The organism is Mucilaginibacter flavus, from assembly GCF_030409315.1.
Lineage (GTDB): Bacteria > Bacteroidota > Bacteroidia > Sphingobacteriales > Sphingobacteriaceae > Mucilaginibacter > Mucilaginibacter flavus.
In genome coordinates, this window is sequence record NZ_JAUFPS010000026.1 from 157,411 (window position 1) to 182,883 (window position 25,473).

At 41.7% G+C, this 25,473-nt stretch carries 27 protein-coding genes; 7 read left to right on the plus strand and 20 right to left on the minus strand.

The annotated features are described in order from the left end of the window. Positions 1–20: 20 nt before the first annotated feature. Together QWZ17_RS10490 and QWZ17_RS10495 are read right to left on the minus strand one after the other, a co-directional pair. Entirely contained in the window at positions 21–458 is a 438-nt protein-coding gene (locus tag QWZ17_RS10490) for a hypothetical protein (protein ID WP_290305150.1), read from the minus strand. 76 nt (positions 459–534) lie between these two features. Then, entirely contained in the window at positions 535–1,239 is a 705-nt protein-coding gene (locus QWZ17_RS10495; RefSeq protein ID WP_290305151.1) for a hypothetical protein, read from the minus strand. 211 nt (positions 1,240–1,450) lie between these two features. Here QWZ17_RS10495 and QWZ17_RS10500 point away from each other — a divergent pair, with 211 nt between their 5' ends. Both QWZ17_RS10500 and QWZ17_RS10505 read left to right on the plus strand, forming a co-directional pair. Next, positions 1,451–2,680 (plus strand): NADP-dependent isocitrate dehydrogenase, encoded by a 1,230-nt coding sequence (locus QWZ17_RS10500; RefSeq protein ID WP_290305152.1) that lies wholly within the window; start codon positions 1,451–1,453, stop codon positions 2,678–2,680. A 182-nt stretch (positions 2,681–2,862) separates the two neighbouring features. Continuing rightward, complete coding sequence (locus tag QWZ17_RS10505) at positions 2,863–3,843, plus strand: type I phosphomannose isomerase catalytic subunit (protein ID WP_290305153.1); 981 nt, start codon at positions 2,863–2,865, stop codon at positions 3,841–3,843. Positions 3,844–3,876: 33 nt separating this feature from the next. Here QWZ17_RS10505 and QWZ17_RS10510 read toward each other — a convergent pair whose 3' ends face one another. From QWZ17_RS10510 to QWZ17_RS10545, 8 genes are all read right to left on the minus strand, one after another. Then, a complete protein-coding gene (locus QWZ17_RS10510; RefSeq protein ID WP_290305154.1) occupies positions 3,877–4,320 on the minus strand; it encodes a response regulator in 444 nt (147 codons plus the stop codon). Between the two features lie 24 nt (positions 4,321–4,344). Beyond that, positions 4,345–5,826, minus strand: coding sequence for a PAS domain-containing sensor histidine kinase (locus QWZ17_RS10515; RefSeq protein ID WP_290305155.1), 1,482 nt, complete (start codon positions 5,824–5,826; stop codon positions 4,345–4,347). Between the two features lie 429 nt (positions 5,827–6,255). Next, positions 6,256–6,909 (minus strand): DNA alkylation repair protein, encoded by a 654-nt coding sequence (locus QWZ17_RS10520; RefSeq protein WP_290305156.1) that lies wholly within the window; start codon positions 6,907–6,909, stop codon positions 6,256–6,258. After that, entirely contained in the window at positions 6,910–7,380 is a 471-nt protein-coding gene (locus tag QWZ17_RS10525; RefSeq protein WP_290305157.1) for a YciI family protein, read from the minus strand. Between the two features lie 67 nt (positions 7,381–7,447). Continuing rightward, on the minus strand, positions 7,448–7,687 hold the full coding sequence (locus tag QWZ17_RS10530; RefSeq protein WP_290305158.1) for a type II toxin-antitoxin system RelE/ParE family toxin: 240 nt from the start codon (positions 7,685–7,687) through the stop codon (positions 7,448–7,450). Beyond that, complete coding sequence (locus QWZ17_RS10535; protein ID WP_290305159.1) at positions 7,675–7,911, minus strand: hypothetical protein; 237 nt, start codon at positions 7,909–7,911, stop codon at positions 7,675–7,677. Before QWZ17_RS10535 ends, QWZ17_RS10530 begins: the two co-directional genes overlap by 13 nt. 166 nt (positions 7,912–8,077) lie before the next feature. Then, on the minus strand, positions 8,078–9,202 hold the full coding sequence (gene hppD / locus QWZ17_RS10540; RefSeq protein ID WP_290305160.1) for a 4-hydroxyphenylpyruvate dioxygenase: 1,125 nt from the start codon (positions 9,200–9,202) through the stop codon (positions 8,078–8,080). 91 nt (positions 9,203–9,293) lie between these two features. Then, a complete protein-coding gene (locus QWZ17_RS10545; protein WP_290305161.1) occupies positions 9,294–10,451 on the minus strand; it encodes a homogentisate 1,2-dioxygenase in 1,158 nt (385 codons plus the stop codon). 436 nt (positions 10,452–10,887) lie between these two features. On the opposite strand from QWZ17_RS10545, the gene QWZ17_RS10550 reads away from it, so the two are divergent. Beyond that, a complete protein-coding gene (locus QWZ17_RS10550; RefSeq protein WP_290305162.1) occupies positions 10,888–11,883 on the plus strand; it encodes a fumarylacetoacetate hydrolase family protein in 996 nt (331 codons plus the stop codon). Positions 11,884–11,960: 77 nt separating this feature from the next. On the opposite strand, the gene QWZ17_RS10555 is transcribed toward QWZ17_RS10550, so the two are convergent. Further along, complete coding sequence (locus QWZ17_RS10555) at positions 11,961–12,662, minus strand: L,D-transpeptidase family protein (protein ID WP_290305163.1); 702 nt, start codon at positions 12,660–12,662, stop codon at positions 11,961–11,963. A 144-nt stretch (positions 12,663–12,806) separates the two neighbouring features. Beyond that, positions 12,807–14,093, minus strand: a complete 1,287-nt coding sequence (locus QWZ17_RS10560; protein ID WP_290305164.1) for a flavin monoamine oxidase family protein — start codon at positions 14,091–14,093, stop codon at positions 12,807–12,809. A 200-nt stretch (positions 14,094–14,293) separates the two neighbouring features. Here QWZ17_RS10560 and QWZ17_RS10565 point away from each other — a divergent pair, with 200 nt between their 5' ends. Beyond that, a complete protein-coding gene (locus tag QWZ17_RS10565; RefSeq protein ID WP_290305165.1) occupies positions 14,294–14,698 on the plus strand; it encodes a LiaF transmembrane domain-containing protein in 405 nt (134 codons plus the stop codon). A gap of 183 nt (positions 14,699–14,881) precedes the next feature. Here QWZ17_RS10565 and QWZ17_RS10570 read toward each other — a convergent pair whose 3' ends face one another. The 6 genes from QWZ17_RS10570 to yihA all read right to left on the minus strand — a co-directional run bounded on the left by QWZ17_RS10570 (position 14,882) and on the right by yihA (position 20,590). After that, complete coding sequence (locus QWZ17_RS10570) at positions 14,882–16,582, minus strand: M3 family oligoendopeptidase (protein ID WP_290305166.1); 1,701 nt, start codon at positions 16,580–16,582, stop codon at positions 14,882–14,884. Positions 16,583–16,790: 208 nt separating this feature from the next. After that, positions 16,791–17,723, minus strand: a complete 933-nt coding sequence (locus tag QWZ17_RS10575; protein ID WP_290305167.1) for an NAD-dependent epimerase/dehydratase family protein — start codon at positions 17,721–17,723, stop codon at positions 16,791–16,793. A gap of 185 nt (positions 17,724–17,908) precedes the next feature. Next, positions 17,909–18,514, minus strand: coding sequence for a Crp/Fnr family transcriptional regulator (locus tag QWZ17_RS10580; protein ID WP_290305168.1), 606 nt, complete (start codon positions 18,512–18,514; stop codon positions 17,909–17,911). After that, on the minus strand, positions 18,502–19,356 hold the full coding sequence (locus tag QWZ17_RS10585) for a UbiA-like polyprenyltransferase (RefSeq protein ID WP_290305169.1): 855 nt from the start codon (positions 19,354–19,356) through the stop codon (positions 18,502–18,504). The genes QWZ17_RS10580 and QWZ17_RS10585 overlap by 13 nt, the downstream gene beginning before the upstream one ends. A 112-nt stretch (positions 19,357–19,468) precedes the next feature. After that, positions 19,469–19,840 (minus strand): endonuclease domain-containing protein, encoded by a 372-nt coding sequence (locus QWZ17_RS10590; RefSeq protein ID WP_290305170.1) that lies wholly within the window; start codon positions 19,838–19,840, stop codon positions 19,469–19,471. Positions 19,841–19,942: 102 nt separating this feature from the next. Next, a complete protein-coding gene (gene yihA, locus QWZ17_RS10595) occupies positions 19,943–20,590 on the minus strand; it encodes a ribosome biogenesis GTP-binding protein YihA/YsxC (protein WP_290305171.1) in 648 nt (215 codons plus the stop codon). A gap of 310 nt (positions 20,591–20,900) precedes the next feature. Between yihA and QWZ17_RS10600 the strand changes: the two genes are divergently transcribed. Beyond that, entirely contained in the window at positions 20,901–21,389 is a 489-nt protein-coding gene (locus tag QWZ17_RS10600) for a VOC family protein (protein ID WP_290305172.1), read from the plus strand. A 109-nt stretch (positions 21,390–21,498) separates the two neighbouring features. Here the strand turns inward: QWZ17_RS10600 and QWZ17_RS10605 are convergent, their stop codons facing one another. Then, a complete protein-coding gene (locus QWZ17_RS10605) occupies positions 21,499–22,233 on the minus strand; it encodes a 3-keto-disaccharide hydrolase (protein WP_290305173.1) in 735 nt (244 codons plus the stop codon). 110 nt (positions 22,234–22,343) lie between these two features. Next, positions 22,344–23,720 (minus strand): Gfo/Idh/MocA family protein, encoded by a 1,377-nt coding sequence (locus QWZ17_RS10610; RefSeq protein WP_290305174.1) that lies wholly within the window; start codon positions 23,718–23,720, stop codon positions 22,344–22,346. A 208-nt stretch (positions 23,721–23,928) separates the two neighbouring features. Between QWZ17_RS10610 and ubiE the strand changes: the two genes are divergently transcribed. Together ubiE and porT are read left to right on the plus strand one after the other, a co-directional pair. Then, on the plus strand, positions 23,929–24,660 hold the full coding sequence (gene ubiE / locus QWZ17_RS10615; RefSeq protein WP_290305175.1) for a bifunctional demethylmenaquinone methyltransferase/2-methoxy-6-polyprenyl-1,4-benzoquinol methylase UbiE: 732 nt from the start codon (positions 23,929–23,931) through the stop codon (positions 24,658–24,660). Further along, positions 24,657–25,397 (plus strand): type IX secretion/gliding motility protein PorT/SprT, encoded by a 741-nt coding sequence (gene porT / locus QWZ17_RS10620; protein WP_290305176.1) that lies wholly within the window; start codon positions 24,657–24,659, stop codon positions 25,395–25,397. The genes ubiE and porT overlap by 4 nt, the downstream gene beginning before the upstream one ends. The last annotated feature ends 76 nt before the right edge of the window (positions 25,398–25,473 follow it).

Here is a 25,473-nt window from a genome sequence, read left to right on the forward strand (position 1 = left end):
AGCGTTTACTCACTACTCACTTATATATTCTTAGGATATCCTTCTTCATCAAGGTCATCGCGGTCATCTTCGGGGGTGTGGGCCAATGCTGCGTCAGCTGGGTCAACTTCAACAATATCGCCATCATCAACATGCATACCTAACTCATCAACATCGGTTTCTATTGATCTTTTGTTGCTGTATTCACCGTCCGCGGCATCATAAGGGTTGGCTTCATCGTAGGTAGAGTTCATATCCTCACCGTTTTTTACCGATGTTTTATAAGGATCGGGGTGATCATAATCCGGATCATCGCTTTTTACATCATACTCAAAGCTGTCGTCGTCGGCGTTATAATTAAGGTCTTCTGCATCAATGGTTTCGCCCAATTCGTCTTTTAGCGTCCTGTCGCGGTCGTTAGTATCATCGTGAAGGGAGTCATCGTCATTGTAGCCGGGGTTAATATTCAGGTTGCTCATGGTTTTTGTATTTTATATTAAATATACAGTAAAAACCTTGCCAAAAAACGCGACCGCCGCTGCAAAAAAGAAAAAATTAATAGTGGATTTGTTTCCTATAAGAAGTTACACCGCCAATAGCAAATTTTACACCAATGGTAAATTGGGCGTAAGCATCGTTATTACTTGCAGCTGTTTTGTAGCCGTCAAGTTCATCGCCAAATATGTAATTGTACTGGTAGCCTATGTCTATTTTAACGCTGGGTTGACTGTAATCATTATATATTTTAAACTCGTAACCCAATCTTAAAGGTAAAAATGGCGTTTGCGCATTGTTATCGCCGGTGGCATAGGTTGGGTCGCGTTTGTCAAGGCTTTTGTACACAATATGGTTTACGATGTAACCAATACCGGCAGATACATACAAATTTTTAACCGCGTTTAAAAACGGGCTTGTTGAATAGTCTAAAAATTCTCCGGCCTGTAATTGTCCTCTGAAGGAAAACGCTGTAAAGTGATTTTCAAACTTTCTGCCCGATGAAGATGCAAGCGTACCACCTTCAAGACGGCCAACCTCTAAATTAAATACATAATTGGTATAAGGGCTTTGGTTGTAATTAAAGTTAAAATTAACAGATGGTGTAACGGTAAGTGTATTTACATCGGCCATAGCGGCAACGTTAACGCCTACGGATGTGCCTACGTCATATTGCGCGTAGTCATAACCAATTTGCGCTTTGGCACAAAATGAAATGGCCGACAGGATGAATATGAACAGTGTTTTTGTTATGTGTTTTATCATAATATAAGCAACAGTAGCTTTGGTTTAGCTATCTGTTTGGAGTATTAACGTTTAATTTTATAAAAATAGCATCAAAGTTTATAAAAACAATAAACTGCGGCAATAAATCGTCACGAAAAGGCAATCAATTATTTTCATTAATTATTTCAATAGATTGATAAAGTCAAATTAATATATTTGGGGCCATTTAAATACAAAAGTAACCTTAGATATGTCAAAAATTAAAGTAGAAAATCCGGTTGTTGAACTGGATGGCGACGAGATGACCCGTATCATCTGGAAATTCATCAAGGATAAATTGATTGTTCCTTACCTTGATTTGGATATCAAGTACTATGATCTTGGTATTGAGTACCGCGATGAAACAAACGACCAGGTAACTGTTGATGCCGCAAATGCTATTTTAAAATATGGTGTAGGTATTAAATGTGCTACCATCACCCCTGATGAAGCCCGAGTTGAAGAATTTGGTTTGAAACAAATGTGGCGCTCACCAAACGGAACCATTCGTAACATTTTGGATGGAACGGTTTTTCGTGAGCCTATCGTTATGGCAAATGTACCGCGTTTAGTTCCAAACTGGACAGCCCCAATCTGTATCGGTCGTCACGCTTTTGGTGATCAGTACCGCGCTACTGATTTTGTAACCAAAGGTAAAGGTAAACTTACCGTAACTTTTACACCAGAGGATGGTGGCGCCGAGCAATCATTTGAAGTGTTTAATTTTAAAGGTGATGGTGTTGCTTTAACCATGTACAACACCGATGAATCTATCAAAGGATTTGCACACGCATGTTTTAACCAGGCTTTGATGAAAGGCTGGCCTTTATATTTATCAACCAAAAATACCATTCTTAAAAAATACGATGGTCGTTTCAAAGATATCTTTGAAGAGATCTATCAAAACGATTACAAAGCTAAATTTGCCGAAGCCGGCATCACTTACGAGCATCGTTTAATTGACGACATGGTTGCATCTGCCCTGAAATGGAATGGTAACTTTGTTTGGGCTTGTAAAAACTATGATGGCGACGTACAATCAGATACCGTTGCGCAAGGTTTTGGTTCATTAGGCTTAATGACCTCAACTTTGGTTACACCAGATGGCACTGTGATGGAAGCCGAAGCAGCACACGGTACGGTAACCCGTCACTACCGCGAGCACCAGGCTGGCAAACCAACTTCAACCAACCCTATCGCTTCTATATTTGCCTGGACAAGAGGTTTAGAATTCCGCGGTATCCTGGATAACAACCAGGAACTGGTTAATTTCTGCAAAACTTTAGAGCAGGTTTGTATTGAAACTGTTGAAAGTGGCAAAATGACCAAAGATTTGGCTATCACCATTAAACCTAAAGTTGAGCACGGTACAGATTACTTATATACCGAAGAGTTTTTAGCCGCTATTGACGAAAACTTAAAAGCTAAATTGGGTAAATAATTATCCCGGTTAATTTTTAAAGAAAGCCTGTTCTGAAAAGAGCGGGCTTTTTTTATTGCCTTTTATTGGAAGCAGCGATGGGTACAATGATATCACCGTATAGCTACCAGTGCTTTTGTATTTTTATTTTTAGGCTTTTCTTATTTAACTTTTAACTTAGCAATTCAAAAAAAACAACTATCATGTCGGCATTATATCCGTTAAAATTCAAAACTATATTTAAAGATAAAATTTGGGGCGGTCAAAAGATCAAAACCTATTTACATAAAGATTTTGGCGATTTGCCAAACTGTGGTGAAACCTGGGAAATTTCGGGCGTAAAATCTGATGTATCTGTTGTTGCAGGCGGAGCCCTTGAAGGTGAGTCATTGGCCGATTTGTTAGAGCAATATAAAGATGAATTAGTAGGCAAAAAAGTATATGATCATTTTGGTAATATTTTCCCCTTGTTGGTAAAATTTATTGATGCCAATGATGATCTTTCGGTACAGGTGCATCCCGATGATAAACTGGCTAAAGAACGCCACAACTCATTTGGTAAAACCGAAATGTGGTATGTAATTGAAACCGATCCGGGTTCGACCCTGATAGCTGGTTTTAACCAGGAAATGACCGAGCAGAAATATGTGGATGCTTTAAACAGCGGCCACATTATGGATATCCTGAATAAGGAAGATGTTAACGCTGGTGATGTTTTCTTTTTACCGGCCGGCCGTGTACACACCATTGGTAAGGGTTTGCTTATTGCCGAAATTCAGCAAACATCAGATATCACCTATCGTATTTATGATTTTGATAGGGTAGATGATAAAGGTAACAAACGCGAGCTACATACCCAGGAAGCGCTGGCTGCTATAGATTATAAACATTACCCGGAATACAAAACGCTGTATGAACCCCAAAAAGATGAAACAGTGCATTTAGTTAGCTGCCCTTACTTTACTACCAATGTATTAGATTTTGATAAAAGCACGGCTAAAGACTATTCAAATCTTGATTCGTTTGTAATTCACGTTTGTGTGGAAGGCGCTTATAATGTTACTTACAACGGTGAAACTTACCCCGTAAAAATGGGTGAGTGCATCCTGTTGCCAAAAAACATCGATAAAATTGAGTTAGAAACCACGCAGGGTTTCAAGATACTTGAAAGCTATATTGAGTAACGATACATAGCTGCCGATGTAAATGCCTCCTGGTTATTTATATCGGCAGTTTTTTTTGTGATCAACATTGTTTTGCAAACAGTTTACAATCTCGGAAAGCTGAAACTCGTTAACGGGCTTAAAAATATAATCGTTAATATCCGCAATTTTTTTAGCCCGGTAAATATCATTCAGGTCAATTGATGAACTCAATACATAAATGGCGATTTTTTTTCCCAACTGTGATTTTAATTCCGCAAACTCCCGCATAAATTCCCAGCCGTCCATAACCGGCATATTAATATCCAGGAATATTACATCGGGCAATTGACGCCTGTTAAACGGGTTTTTTAACCATTGAAAAGCCTGGTCGCCGTTGTTAAAACTCAATAAGCTGCTGCTAAGCCCTTTTAAATTGATAAGTTTTTTAAAACCAAAGGTAAAGGTTTGGTCGTCGTCAATCAGGCATATCCTTACCTCATCCTTCTCTGCTGCCATTTGCCGGGTATTATATTATTAATATTATATTAGCCTTATTGTAAATTTTGTGCCAATATTTACGGTACTATCTACCTTTATGCTACCACCCAATGCTTCAATCTGGTTGCGCGTTATAAACAAGCCAATGCCCTTAGCATCAGGGTTTTGATGGAATGTTTTATACATGCCAAAAACTTTGTCGCCATAACGTTCCATATCAATGCCAATTCCGTTATCTTCAAAAATGAGGTACACATGGTCACGCTCCTTCAGTGTATAACATTTAACAACCGGCTTTCTATCGGGCGAACTGTATTTTAACGAGTTAGTAAGCAGGTTTTGTAGTATGCTTTCCATATAAGCGGGTATATAGCTTATTTGAGGGCATTTGCTAAAGTCATGGTCTATCTGGGCGTCAAGTGCTTCTATATTGCTTTTAAGGGCCGATGTGATGTTGTTAAACAGTGTTTCAAAATCAATGATAGTCCTTTCGTTCCCAATTTCGGTTTGAATTTTAACGATCTCATTTAAATGATCAATGGTAGTGTTTAAACTATCACTGATTGATTTAATGTGCGAAAAGATTTCAGCACGGTCTTCCTCAATTTCTGTTTCCTGGTGAAGCTTTACCATAAACTGTAAATTGCCGGTGTGCGATCGCAGGTTGTGCGATACGATGTAGGCAAAGTTTTGTAGCCGGCGGTTTTGGTCTGTCAATAAATTCAGGGATGATTCAAGTGCCAGGTTTTTCCTTTTTTTATTGTCGATATCCTGAATAATGCCACGTATGGTTATACATTTCCCAAAATCATCAATAACGGGTATTCCCTTGGCTCTTACCCATATCACATTATTTTTTGCTGATCTGAAAAGTAATTCCAACTCATAAGGCTGGCAAAATTGAACGGTATTATCAATGGCGTTTTTTATTACCGGGCGATGCTGCGGTTCAAAAAAGCTGATGGCTTCCTCTAAAGAAAGTTTAACGTGATTTTGCAGTTCATAAATGTCATAAAGCTGTTTTGACATTGATAGCCCCATAGTGAGGGTATTAATTTCCCAACTTCCTAATTTGGCAATTTTAACAGCTTCATTGTAAACCAGATCATTATAAGCGGCCTGTGTTTGAGCCTGCTTATATTGATTGATATTGATGATAGAGCCGTACATGATTTGCCCGGTTTCATCATGGTATTTTTTTACCGTACTCTCAAACCAATGATATCCTGATGTTTTGGTAAGGAGCCTTACCTGTAATGGTTGGGCTATGGTATTTTGTTGCTGATTTAAAGCGGCTAAAAAGGCGGGCTTGTCCTGGTGGTAAAGCAGGTGTTCAAAAAATATATGATTGGAGCATTCTATTTCACCTGGTTCGTAACCTAAAACAGTATAAAAGCCCGATGACCATTTAATATCTTTTGTAGTAATATTATATTCCCAAATACCGGCATTTATATTATCTATAATTTGAGCAAGGTGTTGCTTGCTATCATCAGAAAACTTATGCCCGTCAGAAAAACTCATACTTTAAATAACCCCTTTGTTCAATTTATGACACATGCTAATAGTAAAATATGTGCCACAATTATAAAACGCCCCACATTTACAACTATTGGTTGTAAATGTTTTATAAAACCTGTAAATTTTCAGAATAGTTAGGGGACTTCAAATATAAGATTTGGCGCGATTATAAATCACTCAAATACTGATAATTACAAAAAAAAATATTCTCCAAAACTAAACGGAATATTATTAACTCCAATTCTGATAAATTGATGTAAATCGGTTTTTACAAGCAGGTTTGTTTAACGCTAAATAGAAAAATTAAAATACATGCGTTATACCTGTTTTCGGAATAAATGACCGTAAAATAACCAGGAAGTTTTAAAACTGACATTATGGAGATGTAATGTCCTATTTTACAGGCAATTTTGTAATGAAATTGAGAGCGTGTTACCGTTTTGTTAATTCTGCCAAAGCGTTGTTGGCTATCCACCTGGCCGATTTATGGTTTTGTGCCAATATGCGTTCTGCTGTACTTATTGCTTCGACCTTCAGTAACTCATTTTTCTTACCAATTTGCCTTAATGCCCAGTTTACAGCCTTTTTTACAAAGTTGCGGTTATCCCAGGCTTCGCGCTCGATAATTGTAAAAAAGGGTATAAAAACTTCATTATGGGCTTTCTTGTTGTGTACCGCGTATTCGGCCATTAAAACAAAACCGGCACGTTTTACAAACTCTTCTTCACGGGCGCTAAATTCAATCGCTTTGGCTATGGCAAATGGCGTGCGGTCAAACAGGTTACCGCATACCTGGTCGCAAATATCCCATGAGTAAAAATCATTGGTCCAGCTATTGATTTGTTGTTCGGTAACTAATGCCGGATCATCTACTAAAGATGCCATAATCCGGGCTTCATGAATGCCTGTATCCCAAAGATCAAGTGCGAGGTTATGATCTTTTTTGATGATTTTGGCTATTTTACGTAAATCGGGTAATTTAACACCTAATGCCTGTGTGTTATCAATTCCAAAGCGTGTCATACCGGCAAGGTAGGCTGGGTTAGCCTCCTCTTTTAGCACATCTATAATATCGGCAGCCTGCATTTAGTCAGAAAAATTCTCGCTTGCGAGGGTATGGTGAATTTTTACAACTTCCATCAAAGCGGCTGAGCAATAAAACGGATGCAACTCCATGATCAGCGAACCTGCTTTAATAGCCGGATCTGTTTCTGTTAACGTTTTGGCTTCTTCAAGCGTTTTTACATTAAAAATAAAGATGCCTTTTATTGGCTGATCATCTAAAAATGGTCCGGCTACTACTAATTTGCCCTCATCGGCCAGTTTGGAAATGTTTTTTAAATGGGCCATTTGTAATTGCATTCGTGCCGCGGAATCTTTTAACCGGTTGGGGCCTTCTTTTAAAAAAGCCATTACATACCTTTTCATCCCATATTGATCTGCACCCAGTTTTTTTGCGAGAGCGGCGTCGTAAGCAGGGTTTACTTTAGATGTATTTTGCGCAAAGCAAGCAACACCTATAAAAATAAGCGCGATAAGCAGGCAGGGTTTTTTCATAGGATGGAAGTTTATATTTCAGATCTTTTTTGGGGATGTTTTCTATTGTCAAAGAAAGTTATTAGTATTAATTTATTCCCGTCCTATAAAACAAAGTGTTGTGTTTGGTTATAACGAAGCCCCGAATTTGTTTTTCGTGATTTTCTACCGTGCCTATTTCGGGGTTTTCGGCGATAATCTCAATTATTTTATAGGCTCGAATCACAAAGTTCCGGGTTACATTATCACCCCATTCTTGTTGAAGATATTCAATAATTAAATTAAAACTGTCACTCGCTCTTCTGTTCCAAACAATTACTTTAGCCATTTATCATGCTGCTGTTTCATTTGCTCGTGGCTCAACCAGTTTTTTTCATCAAAACTTTCTTCATGAGCCAGTAATAACTCTTGTTTTTCGGCTTCACCCAGGTTTTTCCACAAGTCGCCGGTTTGGTTATTGTTTAGCTGTTGTATAAGTTGATAATAACCTTTTAAAAGCTGCTCATCATCAATAGTTTCAATTAAATGATGGAAATCTTCTTTTATGTTCATCGCTCCTGATTAATAATGTCAAATTACAAAATTCTTTTCAATAACAAAAAAGCCAACTTTTACCCTATTTAAGAAACTAATGGCTTGGGGATTTAGGCCGAGCCAAACTTGCGAAGTTTTTAAAACTTCGCAAGTTTTCACATGCTCATAAATCCGATATCCCAAATCAGAGATTTCCTCTCAACTCTTGTTCGCGCTCAATAGCTTCAAACAAGGCTTTGAAATTGCCGGCCCCGAATGATTTGGCCCCTTTGCGCTGAATAATTTCAAAGAAAAGGGTAGGCCTGTCTTCGATGGGTTTTGTGAAAATTTGTAGCAGGTAGCCTTCATCGTCCCTGTCAACCAAAATACCTAATTGTTTTAGTGGCCCAAGGTCTTCATCAATATGGCCAACACGGTCGGTGAGTTCATCGTAATAGGAGGTAGGTACCGTTAAAAATTCCACGCCGCGGCTTTGTAAGTCTGTTACGGTAGCCACAATATCATGTGTAGCCAGGGCTAAGTGTTGTACGCCTTCTCCTTCGTAAAATTCGAGGTATTCTTCAATCTGCGATTTCTTTTTGCCCTCTGCCGGTTCGTTGATTGGGAATTTAACGAAACCATTGCCGTTGCTCATTACCTTGCTCATGAGTGCAGAGTATTCGGTAGAGATCATTTTATCATCAAAGGTTAAGATGTTTTTAAAGCCTAAAACTTCTTCGTAGAAATTAACCCATTCGTTCATTTTATGCCAGCCTACGTTACCCACGCAGTGGTCTACATACAATAAACCGGTATCGGTTGGGTTGTAGGTAGTTTCATGCTTTTCATAACCCGGTAAAAACAATCCTTTATAGTTTTTACGTTCGATAAAAAGGTGAACGGTTTCGCCATACAACTTAATGCCGCTGGTACGAACTTCTCCATTCTGATCGCTTAGTGTTACTGGCTGCTGATAGGGTTCTGCACCACGGCTAACTGTTTGATCAAAAGCGTCGTAAGCATCATCAACCCAAAGGGCTAATACCTTTACGCCGTCGCCATGTTTTTTAATATGCTCGGCAATCAGGTGCTCTGAGTGCAGGGGAGTAGTTAATACTATCCTGATTTTTCCCTGTTGTAAAACGTAAGATGCGCGGTCTCGCACGCCCGTCTCCGGCCCGGCATAAGCCAGATCCTGGAAACCGAAGGCGGTTTTATAAAAGTGAGCGGCCTGCTTGGCGTTGCCCACATAAAATTCAACATAATCTGTACCGTTTAAGGGTAAAAAGTCTGTTGTAGTAGTTGGTGTATCTATAGTTTGTGTGTTCATTGTTTTTTAATTAGTGAATTAGCGAGTTAGTGAATTAGTGATTTTAACGGGGATACTACCTTTCGCCTTTCAGCTTTTACCTTTCACCTCATTACATCTGCCAGCTTTTATAATAATTCTCGTCCTCAATTTTTATCGCGTCTTCGGTCAGCATTAGCGGCCTGAAGGGGTCTATCATTACTGCCAGTTCGTCGGTTGATTCTTTGCCTATTGATTTTTCTACCGAACCAGGATGCGGACCGTGTGGTATGCCACCCGGATGCAGGGTGATTTGGCCTTTAACCACGCTTTTGCGGCTCATAAAATCGCCATCTACATAGTATAACACCTCGTCGCTATCTACATTGCTATGATTGTACGGCGCAGGGATAGAGAGCGGGTGATAATCAAATTTGCGGGGCACAAAGGAGCAAATAACAAAGTTGTTGCCTTCAAAAGTTTGATGCACTGGTGGTGGCTGGTGCAGCCTGCCGGTTATGGGTTCAAAATCATGAATGGATAACGCCCAGGGATAGTGGAAGCCATCCCAGCCGATAAAATCAAAAGGATGTGTGCCGTAGATGTATGGATAAATGAGGCCTTGTTTTTTAATGAGTATTTTGAAATCGCCATGTTCGTCGTAAGTTTTCAGATCGGCGGGGCGCTTGATGTCGCGCTCGCAATAGGGCGAGTGTTCCATCAGTTGCCCGTATTGGTTACGGTAACGTTTGGGCGGGCGGATTGGGCTAAAACTTTCAATAATAAATAACCTGTTTTGTGTACTGTTAAATTCCATTTGGTAAATGGTACCGCGCGGAATTACCAGGTAGTCGCCATATTGAAATTTGATATTGCCGAAGCCCGTTTTTAGCGTTCCCGAACCTTCATGAATAAAAACCACCTCATCGGCCTGACTATTTTTGTAAAAATAATCTGTCATGGATTGGCGTGGCGCGGCCAGCGAAATATGCAGATCGCTGTTTACCAACACGGGCTTACGGCTTTGCAGGTAATCATCTTCCGGCTTCACGTTAAACCCAATGAGACTGGTATGCTTCAGGTGCTTTTCGCGCGCTATTTTGGGCTCAACGCTGTAGGGCTCGCCCAGGGTTTTAACAATAGTTGGCGGGTAGGCATGGTAAACCAGCGAATACAGGCTTGAAAAACCTTCGGTAGATACCAGTTCTTCGGCATAAAGTGTACCATCGGGCTTACGGAATTGCGTATGCCGTTTAGGCGGAATAGCTCCTAATGAGTGATATACAGGCATAATGTTTTAATTGGTTGAAAATAAAACGTTTAAAGTACCAGGATAGTTTCGGAAGTGCTTAAATATGTGTACAGCAATGGCATACAAGTTATATACACGTGCTTAAGTAATATTTAAGAAAGTGAAGGGGTAATTAGTATTGAGCCAACACAATTTTGGCAAGCACAGCATCCCTGAACGATGATGCATCGCTCATTGAGGTAAGCCCCAGGGAAAAAAGAAAATGCTTTTGGATACTCATGGTTTGTATAGTACGAAGTTAGGTGGTTTATTATTGTGATGCAAGTTTTAGTTTGGTGAATGGTTGATTGAGTTTGATTAGGTGAGTAGTTGATTGGTAAAATCAAACTTCAAATAAAAAACCATTCACTTAATCAACTCAATCAACCACTCACTAAAATTCCTTAGCTTTGAAATAACCAACCAAAAACAACCGATGAAATTAGTATCCTATAAAACGGAAGACCGTGAGCATTTAGGCATTTTTATCAATGGCCATATTTACAATCTTAACTCCTGCGATAAGCTGATTCCTGATAATATGAATGAGTTTTTGTGGGGGGGAGATGAATTGATGGACCATGCGCGTAAGGTGCATGCTGCCATAAGCAGCGGCAAAATGGAAGCTAAAGAGGAACTATTTTTTGAGTTGATGGCCCCGGTACCGCATCCGTCATCATGTAGGGATGCCTATGCCTTCAGGCAGCATGTAGAAACCGCCCGCAGGAACCGCGGCGTGCCTATGATTCCCGAGTTTGACCAATACCCTGTATTTTATTTTACAAACCATAACGCCATACAAGGCGCAGGCGAAATTGAGTGTATGCCCGATCATTTCAATAAGCTTGATTTTGAGCTGGAGGTTGCCGTGGTACTTAATAAAAAGGGGCGCAATATTAGGGCGGCAGATGCGGATAGCTTTATTGCCGGTTTTATGATTATGAACGATATGAGCGCCCGTACCCTGCAAATGGAAGAAATGCTGTTAAACCTTGGCCCCGCAAAAGGGAAAGATTTTTCTACAGTACTTGGTCCGTGGCTGGTTACACCCGATGAACTGGAAAAATACAAAGTTGCTGCTAAACCGGGGCATACCGGCAATACTTACAACCTAAGTATGAAATGCGTGGTGAATGGCAAAGAAGTATCGGCAGGTAATCTGGCCGATATGGAGTGGACCTTTGCCGAAATCATTGAACGCTGCGCCTACGGCTGCGATGTTCTTCCCGGCGATGTAATAGGCTCCGGCACGGTTGGCACAGGCTGCTTCCTGGAGCTTAACGGGACAGGATTATTGAATGATGCCAGCTACCAGTCTCAATGGCTGCAACCCGGCGATTTAGTTGAAATGGAAGTAACCGGCCTGGGCATGCTGGGGAACATTATTACTAAAGCCAAAGATGAATTTTCGATATTGGGGCTGAAGAAGTAGTGATTGGTTAGACGTCCCCAGACTTCCGAAGTTTTTGAAACTTCGCAAGTTTTTCATTGCTAAATCATTTCGTTATCTCAAAATACATATTCCTTACCTTTAATATGGTAATCCGCGGGTATATGCGTTTTCTCAAACCTATCATAACCCGGTTTTAAAGTTTTCCAGAATGCCATATAAGGCTGATGGCTGTAAAAGGCCATGTGCGCCGCATCCATCCTGAATGGATAGATATCAAGATTCACTTTTTGTTGCCCACCCTCAAACGCTTTATAAACCAGGGTGTAAATTTCTTCAATTCGCGGATCGGTCATGGCATAGCAACCTATGGATGCGCAATGCCCGTGAATCATGATGGCATCGCCTGTGTAACCTTTCAGTCGTTCTAATTTGTTGGGGTAACCTACGTTGATAGCCAGGTAATAATTGCTTACGGGGTTTAGTTGCTTAGGTTCAATGGTGTAAAACCCTTCCGGACTTTTGTTATCGCCGCTCCTGGTTTTAGTGCCCAGGTTACCCGAGTAATAACAGATTTCGTAAGTTTTAAACAGCTTGTATTTCAGTCCGCTTTTTACCCATACTTCTAATGCATTCTGGTCCTTAAAAATGCGGATGTAAACAGCTACATTGGTTTTGAATCCTCTATCTTCTAATTCCTTTTGCAGTTTTGGCCAAATGGAAAAACGTACATCGCTGGCGCGTTTACTATCGGGGAGATCATGTTTGGGGCTGAATATTGTAAAACAGGATATTAGCAAGTAGCAGAATAACTTCAACATTGACAAGGTATTTGTTGTCAATAACGAAATTTAAATTTGTAAATTGTGTTTTATGTAAAATTAAATTCTATAATAGGTGTTTCGGAAATCCCCAGACTTCCGAAGTTTTTTAAACTTCGGAAGTCTTTCGCCGCTTTGGTATCTTTATTCAAAACGCAAAATCTGCTCCGCCATCCGTAACCCGGTAGTTAGGGCAGCTTCTACCGTACCCATGGCTGTACCTTCATAAAGATATTCGCCGGCAAAAAAGATGGTATCCTGTAAGGGCTGGCATATGATTTTGCGGGCTTCGCTGGCTGCTATGGTATCATAGGCGTAAGAGCCAAGGGTAAATTCATCGGCTGTCCAGTTCACTATTTTCCAGCTAAGGAGTTTTTTTCTTAATTCAGTGGCATTGTATTTAAAAATGTTAGCTAAGGATTGTACGCTTTGGGTTAACAATTCATCATTTGCCATATCTGTTTTGGCTTCGGCAGGAGGTCCGCCCAGCCACCCGGTAAGTACATTGCTTTGTTGAGGACTTTGTGTCCACCAGGTTGGAATTTCCTGCTCACTGAAAAGGTAGCCCATATCTTCGGTTTCTTTGCTTTCCCAAAAAGCTTCATCAAACTCTAAAAGAACTTTAATCACTGCTCCAAAACCCATTGCCGCAATAGCATCGCTATAAACGGGTATTGTTGGTTTAAAGCTTAATGATGCGCTTTGATCAATTCCCGCTTGTAAAACCCCAAGCGGCAGCGCGATAAGCACCTGTTTGGCTTTGTAAGCATTGCCTTCCTTAGTGGTTATCATTACCCGGCCTTGCTGCCATTCAATTTGCTTTGCATTTTCATTCAGGCAAATCTGGCCGCCGGCTTGTTTTATTTCATCGGCCAAATAATCAACAAGACTTACATAGCCGCCTGCTATGCGATATTGGGCGCCCATGTCTTCGGCTTGCCATTCTTTCCGTAAGGAAAATGAACTTGCCTTTGCAGGATCGCCGTTGTCATAACCGGATACATATTGACGCACCATTTTGCGGGTGCCCTCGTATTTATCGGCATTAAATTCCCGTTGTAAAAATTGGTCGATGGTAATGTCCTGCTCAAGTGCGTTCAGTTTTTCTATTAACTCATCCCAGTGTTCAACTAAGGGGCCATCGGTAGTAAATTCGCCATTTTCGTATTTATACATGTTGGCGCTGGCATGTGGATAAGCAATGCCGGCTTCTTCTAATAAGCATTGTGTAACCGGTAAATCGCCGTGAATAAATTCGGCACCTAACTCCATCGTTTGTTGTGACGGACCGTGTTTAACAGTGTGTATGCGCCCGCCAATGCGATCGCGGGCTTCAATAACTATTACTTTTTTACCTGCTTTAGCCAATGTACGGGCGGCCATTAAACCGGCCGCACCGGCGCCAAGAATCAATATATCGGTATCTGTCATGTTTGGGTATCGGCTTACAGCCGGATTAATATACAAATATGAGGGAATGTAGTTTCAGGGCCAAAATTCCGGTGAAATGATTAGCCGTTTTCACCGATAAAATCCTTTTGCTTACCGGGTAGTTTGGTTGTGCTGCCAGTATTGTATTGTTGCGCCTGTAATGTCGCCATACCTTTAGGTCATAATTAATACTTACAGCGATGAACAACGATATAAACACCCCAGTAGAAACCCCAAACAATAGCAAAGTTGCCGCCGGGGTTATTTTATTAGTAATAGGAGCTATATTACTGGTAGATCAATTTCAATTGTTTTTTATTCCCGACTGGTTGTTTAGCTGGCCAATGTGGATGATTGCCTGGGGCGCATACATGGCGGCAAAATACAATTTTAAAAAGCCATCTTGGATGATCATTATGCTGATTGGCGTGGCCTGTTTAATTGACAATAATTTTGACGGTGCCGACCGCATTGTTTGGCCATTAGCCATCATGGTTTTTGGTACCTGGCTGGTATTAAAACCTAAAAAACAAAAGGAACAGTACATCTTTGAAAACAAAAAAGATACTTTCCATTTTGACAAAGCCGCCGAACCCGAAATGTAATTGATTTAGTTTTAATAGTTTGATTTAAGGGAGGATCTGTAAAGGTTCTCCCTTTTTCTATGAAAAAGCGTCATTGCGAGGTACGAAGCAATCCCCGACTGTACAGAGCAAATTTGCAAAGCCGCTCTTCTTATCGGGGATTGCTTCGTACCTCGCAATGACGATATTTTATTCATTAAGGATCTATATCTTATCCATCTCCGCCTTAATAAATTCAGCCAACTCCTTTACGTAAGCCGCGCTGAAATCAAACTTGATACCCGCGGTTTCGTAAATTTCTTTGATGGTTTTGGTGTAGCCAAGTTTTAGGGCATTAAGGTATTGCTGTAAACCTTTTTCGGGGTTTTCTTTATAATTTTTCCAAACGGCTATAGCTCCAAGCTGGGCCATGCCATATTCAATGTAATAAAAAGGTACCTCAAAAATGTGCAGTTGTTTTTGCCAAAGGTTGGCTTCTGCATCGGGATGCTCGCTCCAATCAACAAAACCGGCACCAAATGGCTCATAGATTTCTAACCAGGCAGCGCGACGGTCGGCATCGGTATGATCAGGGTTGGTATAAATCCAATGCTGAAACTGATCTACAACAGCTACCCATGGTAAAGTTTTCAGCACATCAAAAAGCTGATCGCGTTTGGCGCGTTTTAGGTCTTCCTCGTTATCAAAAAACACATCCCAGTTATCCATCGAGATCAACTCCATCGACATGGAAGCCAATTCGGCAACTTCTGAAGGGCAATGTTTAAAATCGTTTAGTTCCAGGTCGGCAGTTAAAAAGGTGTGTACCGCGTGGCCACCTTCGTGAACCATGGTGGTTAAATCACGGAAGGTATTGGCCGAGTTCATGAAAATGAATGGTGCGCCGGTTTCTGATAGGGGATAATTGTAACCGCCCGGTGCTTTGCCTTTGCGGCTTTCTACATCAAACAGGTTGTTTTCTTTCATGATCTCCAAACGCTCGCCCAGGTAGCTGTTGATATTGGCGAAGCATTGGATTGATTTTTCAATCAGTTCGCTGCCATTGTTAAACGGTTTTAAGGCTGCTTTACCCGATACATCAACATCCATATCCCAGGGCTTTAAGGCCGGCAGGGCAAGGGCTGTCTTGCGTTTTTCTGCTTGTTCGCGCAGTATGGGTACAATCTCGGTTTCGATAGCAGAGTGGAAAGCGTAACAATCCTGGGGAGTATAATCAAATCTGCCCAGGGCCTGGAACATGTAATCCCTGAAGTTTTCAAACCCCGCATTCAGGGCAACCGTGTGGCGCAGTTTGCGCAGGTGATCAAACAGGGTATCTAAAGTATCCTTTTCCTGTAAGCGGCGACCGGTTATTTTTTCCCAAACTTCCTGGCGTTTGGCGCGGTCGGTACCTTTTAAAAATACCGAGGCTTGCTCCAATGTATATTCCTTATCATCAATATGAACAGACATCGCACCGGTTATCGACTGGTATTTTTGCTGCTCAACCTGTATCTCGGTTTGTACCGGGATATTCTCCTCGCGGAAAAGTTCTAACGATTTTTTTATCGCCCTTAAAAAGATAAAATATTTTTCGCCGTCCAACTGATCGATATACTCGCTGGTTACCAGTTTTTTGTTCAGTCCGTTATCGTAAGGCGCAATTTTGGGCGATATTTCAGTAGCAAAATATTGGAAACTTTCCAGCAGTTCTTCGCTGGTGGTATCGCAGGTCATGCGAATATAGCGCCAGGCCGAATCTTCTTCTAAAGCGGCTTCTAATTCGCTTCGGTCGTGCAGCCATTTTTCCAGTTCGGTAACTGAATTAATAGGGCGTTCCAGTAATTCTTTATAAAAAGGTTCAAGTATTTCCCAGGTAATATCAAGCTTAGCGGGGATATATTTTCTTGTTTTTTTGTGGATCATAATTTTAGATGTGCAAATATGCGTGTATGCAAATATGCAGATTTAGTCGGAAAGTCGGGAAAGTCCGTGAAGTCCGAAAGTTGGAAAAGCCTGGAAGATTGAAAAAATGTGGTTGATTTAATCAATGTATTTGATCTTCTGGCTATGGGGGACTGAGATCCCCAGGCGACGTTACTTTCGGACTTCACGGACTTTCCCGACTTACGGACTATGCCTTCGGCTTATAAAGCGTTTTCGACATCTCGGTAATCCCATCCTCATAACTGGTTGGTTTAAAGTCGAAGGCTTTTTCAAATTTACTGCTATCAAAAATATAGTCGTGATCGTATTGGTAATACATTTCTACAGTGCCCATTACCACTTTTTGAAAGAGGCCTATCAACCACAGCATATATTTTTTAATGCTGAAAAACCTGGGTTTAACTTTGTACACGCTTGCGGCGATCTCTATAAACTGTTTGCCGGTAATGGCAGGCGGCGTTGGCAAATGCCATATCTGGTTGGCGCTATCGGGGTTTTGGCCAAGCAGGTACATCGCTTTGCCGGCATCTTCAATAAAAATAAAATTGTGCTTTTTGCCGGCGTCACCTATCCATTGTGCGGATTGGCCGGCAGCATATTTGCTCAGCACCATCATATCAACAAAACTGTTGGTGGAGTCGGTTCCGTAAAAATCAGGCGCGCGGGCTATGGTAGCATTGATGTTGCCTGCTTTTACTTCGGCCATCAGCATATCGGCAACACCCGCGCGGACGCTGCCCTTCACGCTGGATGGATGGTAGGGTGTATCTTCTTTCATGGCGCCGTTAACCAGTCCGTACATGTAAACGTTATCAAAAAATATAAGTCGGGCACCTGTGGCTTTGGTTACGTTGATAACGTTTTGCATAATGATGGGCCATTGCTGTTTCCATACATCTTTGTCATAAACCAATCCTGCTACCAGGTAAATGATGGTTGATCCTTTGGCTGCTGATAGCACCTCATCGTAATTCAGCAGATCGGCCTTTTGCCAGGTTACGTTTTTACCGGTTGTGTTAACGGGTTTGCGGCTAACCAAACGGATAGTTTCGTTAGCACTCAATAATTCGCGGGTTAGGGCATTTGCCACCGGACCGCCGGCTCCTAATATAGTATGCATAATCTTTTTCGTTTTGTGTATAACAAAGGTAGGGCAGCCTTGTAAGTCAAAACGTTAACAAAAGATAAGAAAAAGCCTCACCCTGCCCTCTCCAAAGGAGAGGGTCCTGCAAATCAACCTGAAATAACAAAAAAAATTGATGCTGATAATCAAAGTCCTCTCCTTTGGAGAGGATTTAGGTGAGGCTAAGCGCTTATCTTCATAATCCTCCGCCTGATCCGAGATAACGAAACCGGGGTGATGCCTAAAAAATTGGCTATGTAATGTTGGGGAATGCGCTGTAGTACGTCGCCGCCGGTTTCCAGGAGCTTGTTGTAGCGCTCTTCGGGTGTTTGGGTTATAAAGGCGCTTACGCGGTCTTCGTAGCAGATGAGGTAGTGCTCGGCGATGAGCCTGCTGAAGCGCTCCATCTTTTTACCAATAAGATCGTCATCATAAAGCTGCTGCATAGCATTGTAGCTAAGGGTTACAATATGACAATCTTCCAGGGCTTGTATATAGTTTTCGCCGGGTTGGCGGGTTAAAAAGCTTTTGTAGGAGCTAAGCAGTTCGTTCTCGAAACTGAAATATCCCGTTATTTCTTCGCCATCTTTTACTAAAAAATAACGTACGGCACCTTTAACAACCAAGCCTATATGGTTACAAATTTTACCCGGTTCGGCAAAGTATTTCTTTTTTTTAAGGGCACTTACTTCTAAATGTGATGCTAATGCCTGCCACTCCATGTCATTCACGGGTACGTAGCTTTCTACATGCTCCCTGAATTTTTGGAGAGCTGTTAGCGTGTCCATATCCTATCCAGCAAAAATAAAACCGCGAACACCACACTGGCAATACCATTGGTAGTCATAAAAGCGAAGTTAACCCGGCTTAAATCGTTTGGTTTTACCAACAGATGCTGATAAACCAACATAGAGCAAAAGAAAAGGATGCCTAGGTAGTATAAAATCCCTACATGCGTAAATAACACCGGCATCATAATAAACAGGGCCGAAAGAACATGTAAAAATGTAGAAAGCCTTAAGGCGTTCACTTTACCCAAATAGGCGGGGATGGAGTGCAGGTTTTGACTACGATCAAAGTCCTCATCCTGCAGGGCGTAAATGATATCAAAACCACTCACCCAGCATAAAACAGATAATGAGAAAAATACCGGAGTTAAGGCGAAAGCACCGGTAACTACCAGGTAAGCGCCAATAGGTGCCAAGGATAACCCCAGGCCTAATACCAAATGACAAAGTGCTGTAAAACGTTTGGTAGCACTATACCCCATCACCACAAATAAAGCAATTGGTGATAAGTAAAAGCACAATGGGTTGATAAAAAAAGTAGCCGCAATAAACAACCCGCAATTGATCAATGTAAATGTTAACGCCGCAGGCGCGGTAATACGTCCTGCCGGAATATCCCGTTGTTTGGTGCGCGGGTTTTGGGCGTCGATATCTCTATCCAGGTAGCGGTTAAAAGCCATGGCCGAGTTACGGGCAAAGATCATACAAAGCACCATGAGCACCAGTTTTTTCCAGTCGAAAGTATGCTCGGTAGTAGTCACTGCCAAAAAGAAGCCGATGAAGGCGAAGGGCATGGCAAAAATGGTATGTGTGAAAGTTACTAATGAAAGGTATTTTTTCATATTGTTTTAAAAAAAATCCCCTCTTGAGAGGGGTAGGGGTGTGTTCTGCTACATGCCCCCACGTATTTTGTTATTCCTGTATTTTAATCTTGTATAAGGCTTCTTGAAATTCTCAATGGCCTTGCTCCACAATCTGTTGTTCAACTGTCCTCAGCACATTATTGATATCTGTTTTTACTTCCTTTTCAGTGAAACGCAGTACTGTTAAATTATATTTGCCTAATTCCTGATCTCTTATTGTGTCAGCCTCAAATTTCTCTTCGTGGCTGTGATATTGTCCATCTATTTCAATTACCAAATTTAACTCACCGCAATAAAAATCAACTATGTAATTTAACAATGGTTTCTGTCGGTGAAAATCAAAACCAAATTTTTTACCTTTTATTTCATTCCAAAGCAATACTTCGCCCAAAGTGCTATCGTTTCGTAACCTACGGGCAAGCTCTTTTAGTTTAGGGTTGTATGGGATGATTTTGTGTGGCATAAATTACTTGTCGCTTTGCCTTTATGGCGTATAACACACCCCTACAGCCGCACTTTCCTCCGCGCCCCCTCTCAAGAGGGGAATTGAGAAAAGAGCTTGCCATCACTCGTTTCCATCGCGCCCCCTCTCAAGAGGGGAAGTGAAATGCGGTATTACAAAACTCTTATTAATATTATCAATAAAATCCAAAATCTCATCTCTGCCCGATTGCAACTCAGATGATGTTATGAAATATTGTGGCGCTTCTTCAAAAGTAGCCAATAAGGCTTTTTTGAATTTGGCGATGTTCTGATCGGTTTTTACGCTTGATTGTTTATCGGCCTTGGTGAAAACCAACACAAATGATAAGCCTTTTTCGCCAAGCCAGTTGCAAAATTCAAGATCTATTTTTTGTGGTTCAAGACGACTGTCGATCAGCACCATCACACATTGCAGGCTTTCGCGTTTATCAAGGTAGTTATGGATAAATTTGTTCCAGTTGGCTTTATTTGTTTTGGATGCCCGGGCGTAACCATAGCCGGGTAAATCAACAATGTACCAGCTATCGTTAACTAAAAAATGATTGATCAACTGGGTTTTGCCCGGGGTTTGGGATGTTTTTGCAAGCCCTTTTTTTGCGGTAAGCATGTTGATCAGTGAAGATTTACCCACATTTGATCTGCCTATAAAAGCGTACTCGGCCTTTACCGGCGGCGGTAACTTACTGATTTGGGTATTGCTGCAAATAAATTCGGCTGTTTTAACAATCATGCTGCAAAGGTAAGTTTTTAATTTGTTGTAATGTTTCCTGGGTGTTTCAAAGTTGGAAGGTTGTAAAGTTGAAATGTTTGCTTAAGGTTTGTTGTAAGGTTGGAACGTTTTAATGTTGTAAAGTTGAAATGTTTCCTGTATGTTGTAAAGTTGGACGGTTATAAAATTGAAATGTTGGTTTGTCAAAGATGGTGAACTGTTTTTAGTAAAATGAATGTTTAAACATCTTTTACAAACAAGCGACAAATTATGCTACATTCATATCTAACTTTACAACATTAAAACATTCCAACCTTACAACAATATAGCAATGGAAGATTATAAAATACCCGCCCAAACCCGCATCGGTCACGTGCATTTAAAGGTGAGCGACCTGCAAAAGTCACTTGATTTTTATTGCGGACTACTTGGTTTTGATAAAATGCTGACGTATGGCGATCAGGCCGCGTTTATTTCGGCCGGAGGGTATCACCATCATATTGGTTTAAATACATGGCATAGTAAAGGCGCATCACCGGCACCAGAGTATGCGCCCGGGCTTTTTCATACCGCCATTCTTTACCCCGAACGTAAGGATCTGGCGCTGATATTACAAAGACTGATCGATGCCAAATATCCGATCACCGGCGCATCAGATCATGGGGTATCTGAAGCTATTTACCTAAATGACCCCGACCAGAACGGCGTAGAACTTTACTGGGATCGCCCCAAAGAACAATGGCCAACTAACGAGCTTGGTGAAATGACCATGTTTACCCGCAGATTGGATATGGAGGGTTTGCTGGCATTGGCTAAATAATTTTCTGAACCGGGATTAAACAGATTTTGGGTACAGGATTTTTTTGCTCTGTAAGTAAAAATTCCAAAAATCTGATGAATCTGCTTAATCGCGGTTCAGACAAATCGTGTTACAGTTCCTTTATCCTGATATTCCTGAAATAAGCCTTATGCCCATGATCTTGTAGGGCGATTAAGCCTGTTTTGGCGGTGCCATAATCGGGATAATCTTTCCATTTGCCTTCGGCTTTCTTTTTGTTCCATTCATCGGTCCAGGCTTCAAAGGCAATAATTTTTGATCCGTTAAGCCAATGCTCCACGTGCCCGTTGTTAAATACAATTTTGCTGATGTTCCATTTGCCTATAGGTTCAACCTTTTTTAAGGTGTTGGGCAGGTGCATGGCATAGTCGCAGCCGGTTTTTTGCCATTCTTCCAGTTTGTCGGGCCAGCCTTCATCATCAATGATCTGGTACTCGGGGCCGGTGGCGTAGGTGGAGTGATATTTAGCATCTTCAATTACGTGATATAATACTCCACTGTTGCTGCCCTTGTCAATCTTCCATTCCCATTCCAGCTCAAAGTTGGTGTATGCTTTATCGGTAACAATATCGCCGCCGGTATCACCCTCGGCAGCGCCAAGGCAAACTAAAGCGCCGTCAACGATGGTCCAGTTTTTTACAGGCGTGGTTTTATTGAAGCTGTGCCAGCCCTTTAATGTTTTACCATCAAACAGGTTTACCCAGTCGCCTTTTTTTGTGGTCGCCCTTACATGTGGCGGCACTTTTACTACTACTGCCGATGTTTGAACGCAAACCACGGCTGCAGCTGCTATCATCAGGCCCAGCCTTTTTATTTGTTGTTTCATATGAATAATGGATAGATGATTTACCTACAGAACTCCTGTTCCGTGGATGTTGAAACAAGTTCAACATGCCTCCTTTTTTATTTTTTGTCTTAACTCTTGATTCTTGACTCTTAATTCTTTTTCGAAGCCACTTGCATTTTCTCCGGGTCCCAAAACATGGGGCTGTCTTTATAATAGCTGTCGTTACAAAGCAGGGCGGGGGCAGCGGCGCGATAGCCAAAAATGGCATCTTCGGTTACTTTGCCGTTGTTCCTGATGGCGGTAAAAAAGTTAACCATATGATCGTAAGGACCGCCTATGTAGCCTTTGTCGGCATCGTAGGTGATTTCTTCAGGCGGTAACATCTTTTTGCGTTCGGCATAGCCAACGCCGGCCTTTTTTAGTTTATCAAGGTAAAAAGGATCGTCGCTGGCAAAGGTTTTATTGCGCTTAAGGGTTACCTTATCCCAGGTAATGTCCATTGATCCTTCGCTGCCTACCAGTTTCAAATAGGTGGTACCGCTGGTGCCATCTACAAAATTGCAGCGTAACGATAAATTAAAAGCGGGGTGCGCCTGTGTTTTACCATAATCAAAAGTGCCTAACAGCACATCTGGTACCTCGCGACCATCATTCCAGAAACGTAAACCGCCGGATGCGTAAATTTTGTTCGGCCCCATCGAATCGGTAATAAAGTGCAGGCTCGAAAACAGGTGCACAAATAAATCGCCGGCCATGCCGGTGCCATAATCGGTATAGTTCCTCCAGCGGAAAAAGCGCTTGGAGTCGTAATCGCGTTTTTTGGTGTTGCTGATATAGGTTTCCCAATCCACCGTTTGGGTTGATGCGTCTGCCGGGATAGGATACTGCCATACTTCTAATGGTTCGCGCCTGGCCCAAAAGCCCTCGGCGTAATTCAACTGACCGATAGCGCCGCTTTTTAACAGCTCATGCGCTTTCTCGTTTCCTAATGATGATACCCCCTGGCTTCCCACCTGGAAAATTTTGCCGGTTTCCTGTTGAGCCTTAATTACCGCGGGGCCTTCGCCTATGGCGTGTACCATGGGTTTTTCGCAATACACATGCTTGCCGGCGTGCATGGCGTCAACAGAAATTTGCTGGTGCCAATGATCGGGTGTGGCTATAATTACCGCGTCAATATCCTTGCGGTTCAGGATCTCTTTATAAATTTTGGTAGTAAAAATATCAGCGCCGTATTTGGCTTTTGCATCTTTTAAGCGGCCATCATACAAATCGCAAACGGCAACTAATTTTACGCCGGGTACTTTAAGGGCGGTATCGGTATCGCTGTTGCCCATACCGCCGGCACCAATCAGGGCTATATTAATCTGGTCGTTATACTCATAACCTAATTGGCGTTTAAGTATCGCGAAGGGTTTAACGCTGCTTTCGGCAGCAAATAGGCTGTTGCCCACGGCTACCGCGGCGGTTGTGGTGGTTAATTTTTTGATGAAACTGCGGCGCGAGGATTCTTGTTTTTCTTTCATGGATAAGGAAATGAACTATATAATAAAATTAGTTTATAAGAACCTTTTGGGTGCGCCTTGCTTATAACAGGAGGCGACTTAGTGCTGACTTGGCTGAACTGGTTTTTAAAATTAGTGAATTGACTTAACATTTTCACAAGCCCGTCAACTTAATGTATCCTCATAAAACAATCAATATACAATCACTATCTTTGCCGCTACTATCAAAATGAGCAAAACCATAACTCCCTACAATAACGAGCAGGCTACCAAAAAAGAACAGGTGGCAGATATGTTCAACAATATATCTAAAACATACGATTTTTTGAATCACTTCATGTCCCTGGGCATTGATATCATCTGGCGTAAAAAAGCGATCAACGAATTAAAAAAAGATCAACCCAAACTAATCCTTGACGTTGCCACCGGTACAGGCGATTTTGCTTTTGAGGCTTTAAAAATCCTGAAACCCGAGAAAATCATCGGCGTAGATATTTCACGTGGGATGCTGGATATTGCCGAGCAAAAAATAGCCAAACGTGGTCTTGCCGATAAGTTTGGTGTGAAATTGGGCGATTCGGAAAAGCTACCCTTTGACGATGCCGAATTTGACGCGGTTACCGTGGCCTATGGCGTACGTAATTTCGAAAACCTGGAAGTTGGCCTGGCCGATATTCAGCGGGTGTTAAAACCAGGTGGTAAAGCCGTGGTATTGGAATTTTCAAAACCTAAGGCATTCCCAATCAAGCAGCTTTATAATTTTTACTTTAACTACATTACACCAGGCATTGGTAAACTGTTTAGTAAAGATGCAAGGGCATACAGTTATTTACCAGAATCGGTTGCCGCTTTTCCAGATGGTAAGAGTTTTGTTGCTTTGATGGATAAAGTAGGTTTCAAAAATACCAAACACAGGCCATTGGCGTTTGGTATTTGTTCTATATACACAGGCGTTAAATGATTAAAACCCGCTACCTGTTACTTGTATGCTTTATGTTTTGCAGCCAGTTTTTATTGGCGCAAAGCGATATAGTACCTGCATGGGGTGGCGGTGCCGATCAGGTTGACTTAAGCTGGGGTTTTAGCTTCAGTTACGTAGCCAGCGATTTTAAGATCACCAAAAAGCCAAACTGGCGTAGTCCTTTTTTTGATAAAGGCACCGGTACTTATATTACAGACTCGGTAAACAGTATCAGTTCAAAAAGTACCCCCGGCTTTGCCATTGGTTTTATAGCCCGATATACTTTAACCGAGCATTTTGAAGTGCGCAGCACGCCATCGTTGGTTTTTGCCGATAGAAACTTAACATACACCTACGCCAACCCCGATCAAAACCAGGTGAAGCAGATACAAACCACCTCGTTTGAAATTCCGCTATCGTTCAAAATTAAGTCGGATAGGCTGGGCGATTTCAGGGCCTACATACTGGGCGGGGTTAAATATCAAATGGCTATAGGTACCAAAAAAAACGAATCCAATCTCGATCCGCTTGATAAAACCGTGAAAAACGTGGGCGGCTTCAGCTCCTATGAAGCCGGTCTGGGTTGCGATATTTATTTTGAATATTTCAAATTATCGCCCCAAATCAAAATCTCCAATTCTTTCGGCAACCTGCTTGTAGCCGAGGATCATCCCTTTGCCGCGCCAATAAGCAAGTTGTCATTGCATACGGTAGTGTTTAGTTTGTTTTTTGAGTAGGGGGAGGCGTAGAAGACTCACCCCGACGAGGCTTTGCCCGTCTTCCCCTCTCTCCGGCTGCGCCGCATAGAGGGGC

Excerpts from the sequence above, each read along its gene's own strand:
- QWZ17_RS10490 (WP_290305150.1), bottom strand. The coding sequence starts at position 458 with ATGAGCAACCTGAATATTAACCCCGGCTACAATGACGATGACTCCCTT.
- QWZ17_RS10495 (WP_290305151.1), bottom strand. The coding sequence starts at position 1,239 with ATGATAAAACACATAACAAAAACACTGTTCATATTCATCCTGTCGGCC.
- QWZ17_RS10500 (WP_290305152.1), top strand. The coding sequence starts at position 1,451 with ATGTCAAAAATTAAAGTAGAAAATCCGGTTGTTGAACTGGATGGCGAC.
- QWZ17_RS10505 (WP_290305153.1), top strand. The coding sequence starts at position 2,863 with ATGTCGGCATTATATCCGTTAAAATTCAAAACTATATTTAAAGATAAA.
- QWZ17_RS10510 (WP_290305154.1), bottom strand. The coding sequence starts at position 4,320 with ATGGCAGCAGAGAAGGATGAGGTAAGGATATGCCTGATTGACGACGAC.
- QWZ17_RS10515 (WP_290305155.1), bottom strand. The coding sequence starts at position 5,826 with ATGAGTTTTTCTGACGGGCATAAGTTTTCTGATGATAGCAAGCAACAC.
- QWZ17_RS10520 (WP_290305156.1), bottom strand. The coding sequence starts at position 6,909 with ATGCAGGCTGCCGATATTATAGATGTGCTAAAAGAGGAGGCTAACCCA.
- QWZ17_RS10525 (WP_290305157.1), bottom strand. The coding sequence starts at position 7,380 with ATGAAAAAACCCTGCCTGCTTATCGCGCTTATTTTTATAGGTGTTGCT.
- QWZ17_RS10530 (WP_290305158.1), bottom strand. The coding sequence starts at position 7,687 with ATGGCTAAAGTAATTGTTTGGAACAGAAGAGCGAGTGACAGTTTTAAT.
- QWZ17_RS10535 (WP_290305159.1), bottom strand. The coding sequence starts at position 7,911 with ATGAACATAAAAGAAGATTTCCATCATTTAATTGAAACTATTGATGAT.
- hppD (WP_290305160.1), bottom strand. The coding sequence starts at position 9,202 with ATGAACACACAAACTATAGATACACCAACTACTACAACAGACTTTTTA.
- QWZ17_RS10545 (WP_290305161.1), bottom strand. The coding sequence starts at position 10,451 with ATGCCTGTATATCACTCATTAGGAGCTATTCCGCCTAAACGGCATACG.
- QWZ17_RS10550 (WP_290305162.1), top strand. The coding sequence starts at position 10,888 with ATGAAATTAGTATCCTATAAAACGGAAGACCGTGAGCATTTAGGCATT.
- QWZ17_RS10555 (WP_290305163.1), bottom strand. The coding sequence starts at position 12,662 with ATGTTGAAGTTATTCTGCTACTTGCTAATATCCTGTTTTACAATATTC.
- QWZ17_RS10560 (WP_290305164.1), bottom strand. The coding sequence starts at position 14,093 with ATGACAGATACCGATATATTGATTCTTGGCGCCGGTGCGGCCGGTTTA.
- QWZ17_RS10565 (WP_290305165.1), top strand. The coding sequence starts at position 14,294 with ATGAACAACGATATAAACACCCCAGTAGAAACCCCAAACAATAGCAAA.
- QWZ17_RS10570 (WP_290305166.1), bottom strand. The coding sequence starts at position 16,582 with ATGATCCACAAAAAAACAAGAAAATATATCCCCGCTAAGCTTGATATT.
- QWZ17_RS10575 (WP_290305167.1), bottom strand. The coding sequence starts at position 17,723 with ATGCATACTATATTAGGAGCCGGCGGTCCGGTGGCAAATGCCCTAACC.
- QWZ17_RS10580 (WP_290305168.1), bottom strand. The coding sequence starts at position 18,514 with ATGGACACGCTAACAGCTCTCCAAAAATTCAGGGAGCATGTAGAAAGC.
- QWZ17_RS10585 (WP_290305169.1), bottom strand. The coding sequence starts at position 19,356 with ATGAAAAAATACCTTTCATTAGTAACTTTCACACATACCATTTTTGCC.
- QWZ17_RS10590 (WP_290305170.1), bottom strand. The coding sequence starts at position 19,840 with ATGCCACACAAAATCATCCCATACAACCCTAAACTAAAAGAGCTTGCC.
- yihA (WP_290305171.1), bottom strand. The coding sequence starts at position 20,590 with ATGATTGTTAAAACAGCCGAATTTATTTGCAGCAATACCCAAATCAGT.
- QWZ17_RS10600 (WP_290305172.1), top strand. The coding sequence starts at position 20,901 with ATGGAAGATTATAAAATACCCGCCCAAACCCGCATCGGTCACGTGCAT.
- QWZ17_RS10605 (WP_290305173.1), bottom strand. The coding sequence starts at position 22,233 with ATGAAACAACAAATAAAAAGGCTGGGCCTGATGATAGCAGCTGCAGCC.
- QWZ17_RS10610 (WP_290305174.1), bottom strand. The coding sequence starts at position 23,720 with ATGAAAGAAAAACAAGAATCCTCGCGCCGCAGTTTCATCAAAAAATTA.
- ubiE (WP_290305175.1), top strand. The coding sequence starts at position 23,929 with ATGAGCAAAACCATAACTCCCTACAATAACGAGCAGGCTACCAAAAAA.
- porT (WP_290305176.1), top strand. The coding sequence starts at position 24,657 with ATGATTAAAACCCGCTACCTGTTACTTGTATGCTTTATGTTTTGCAGC.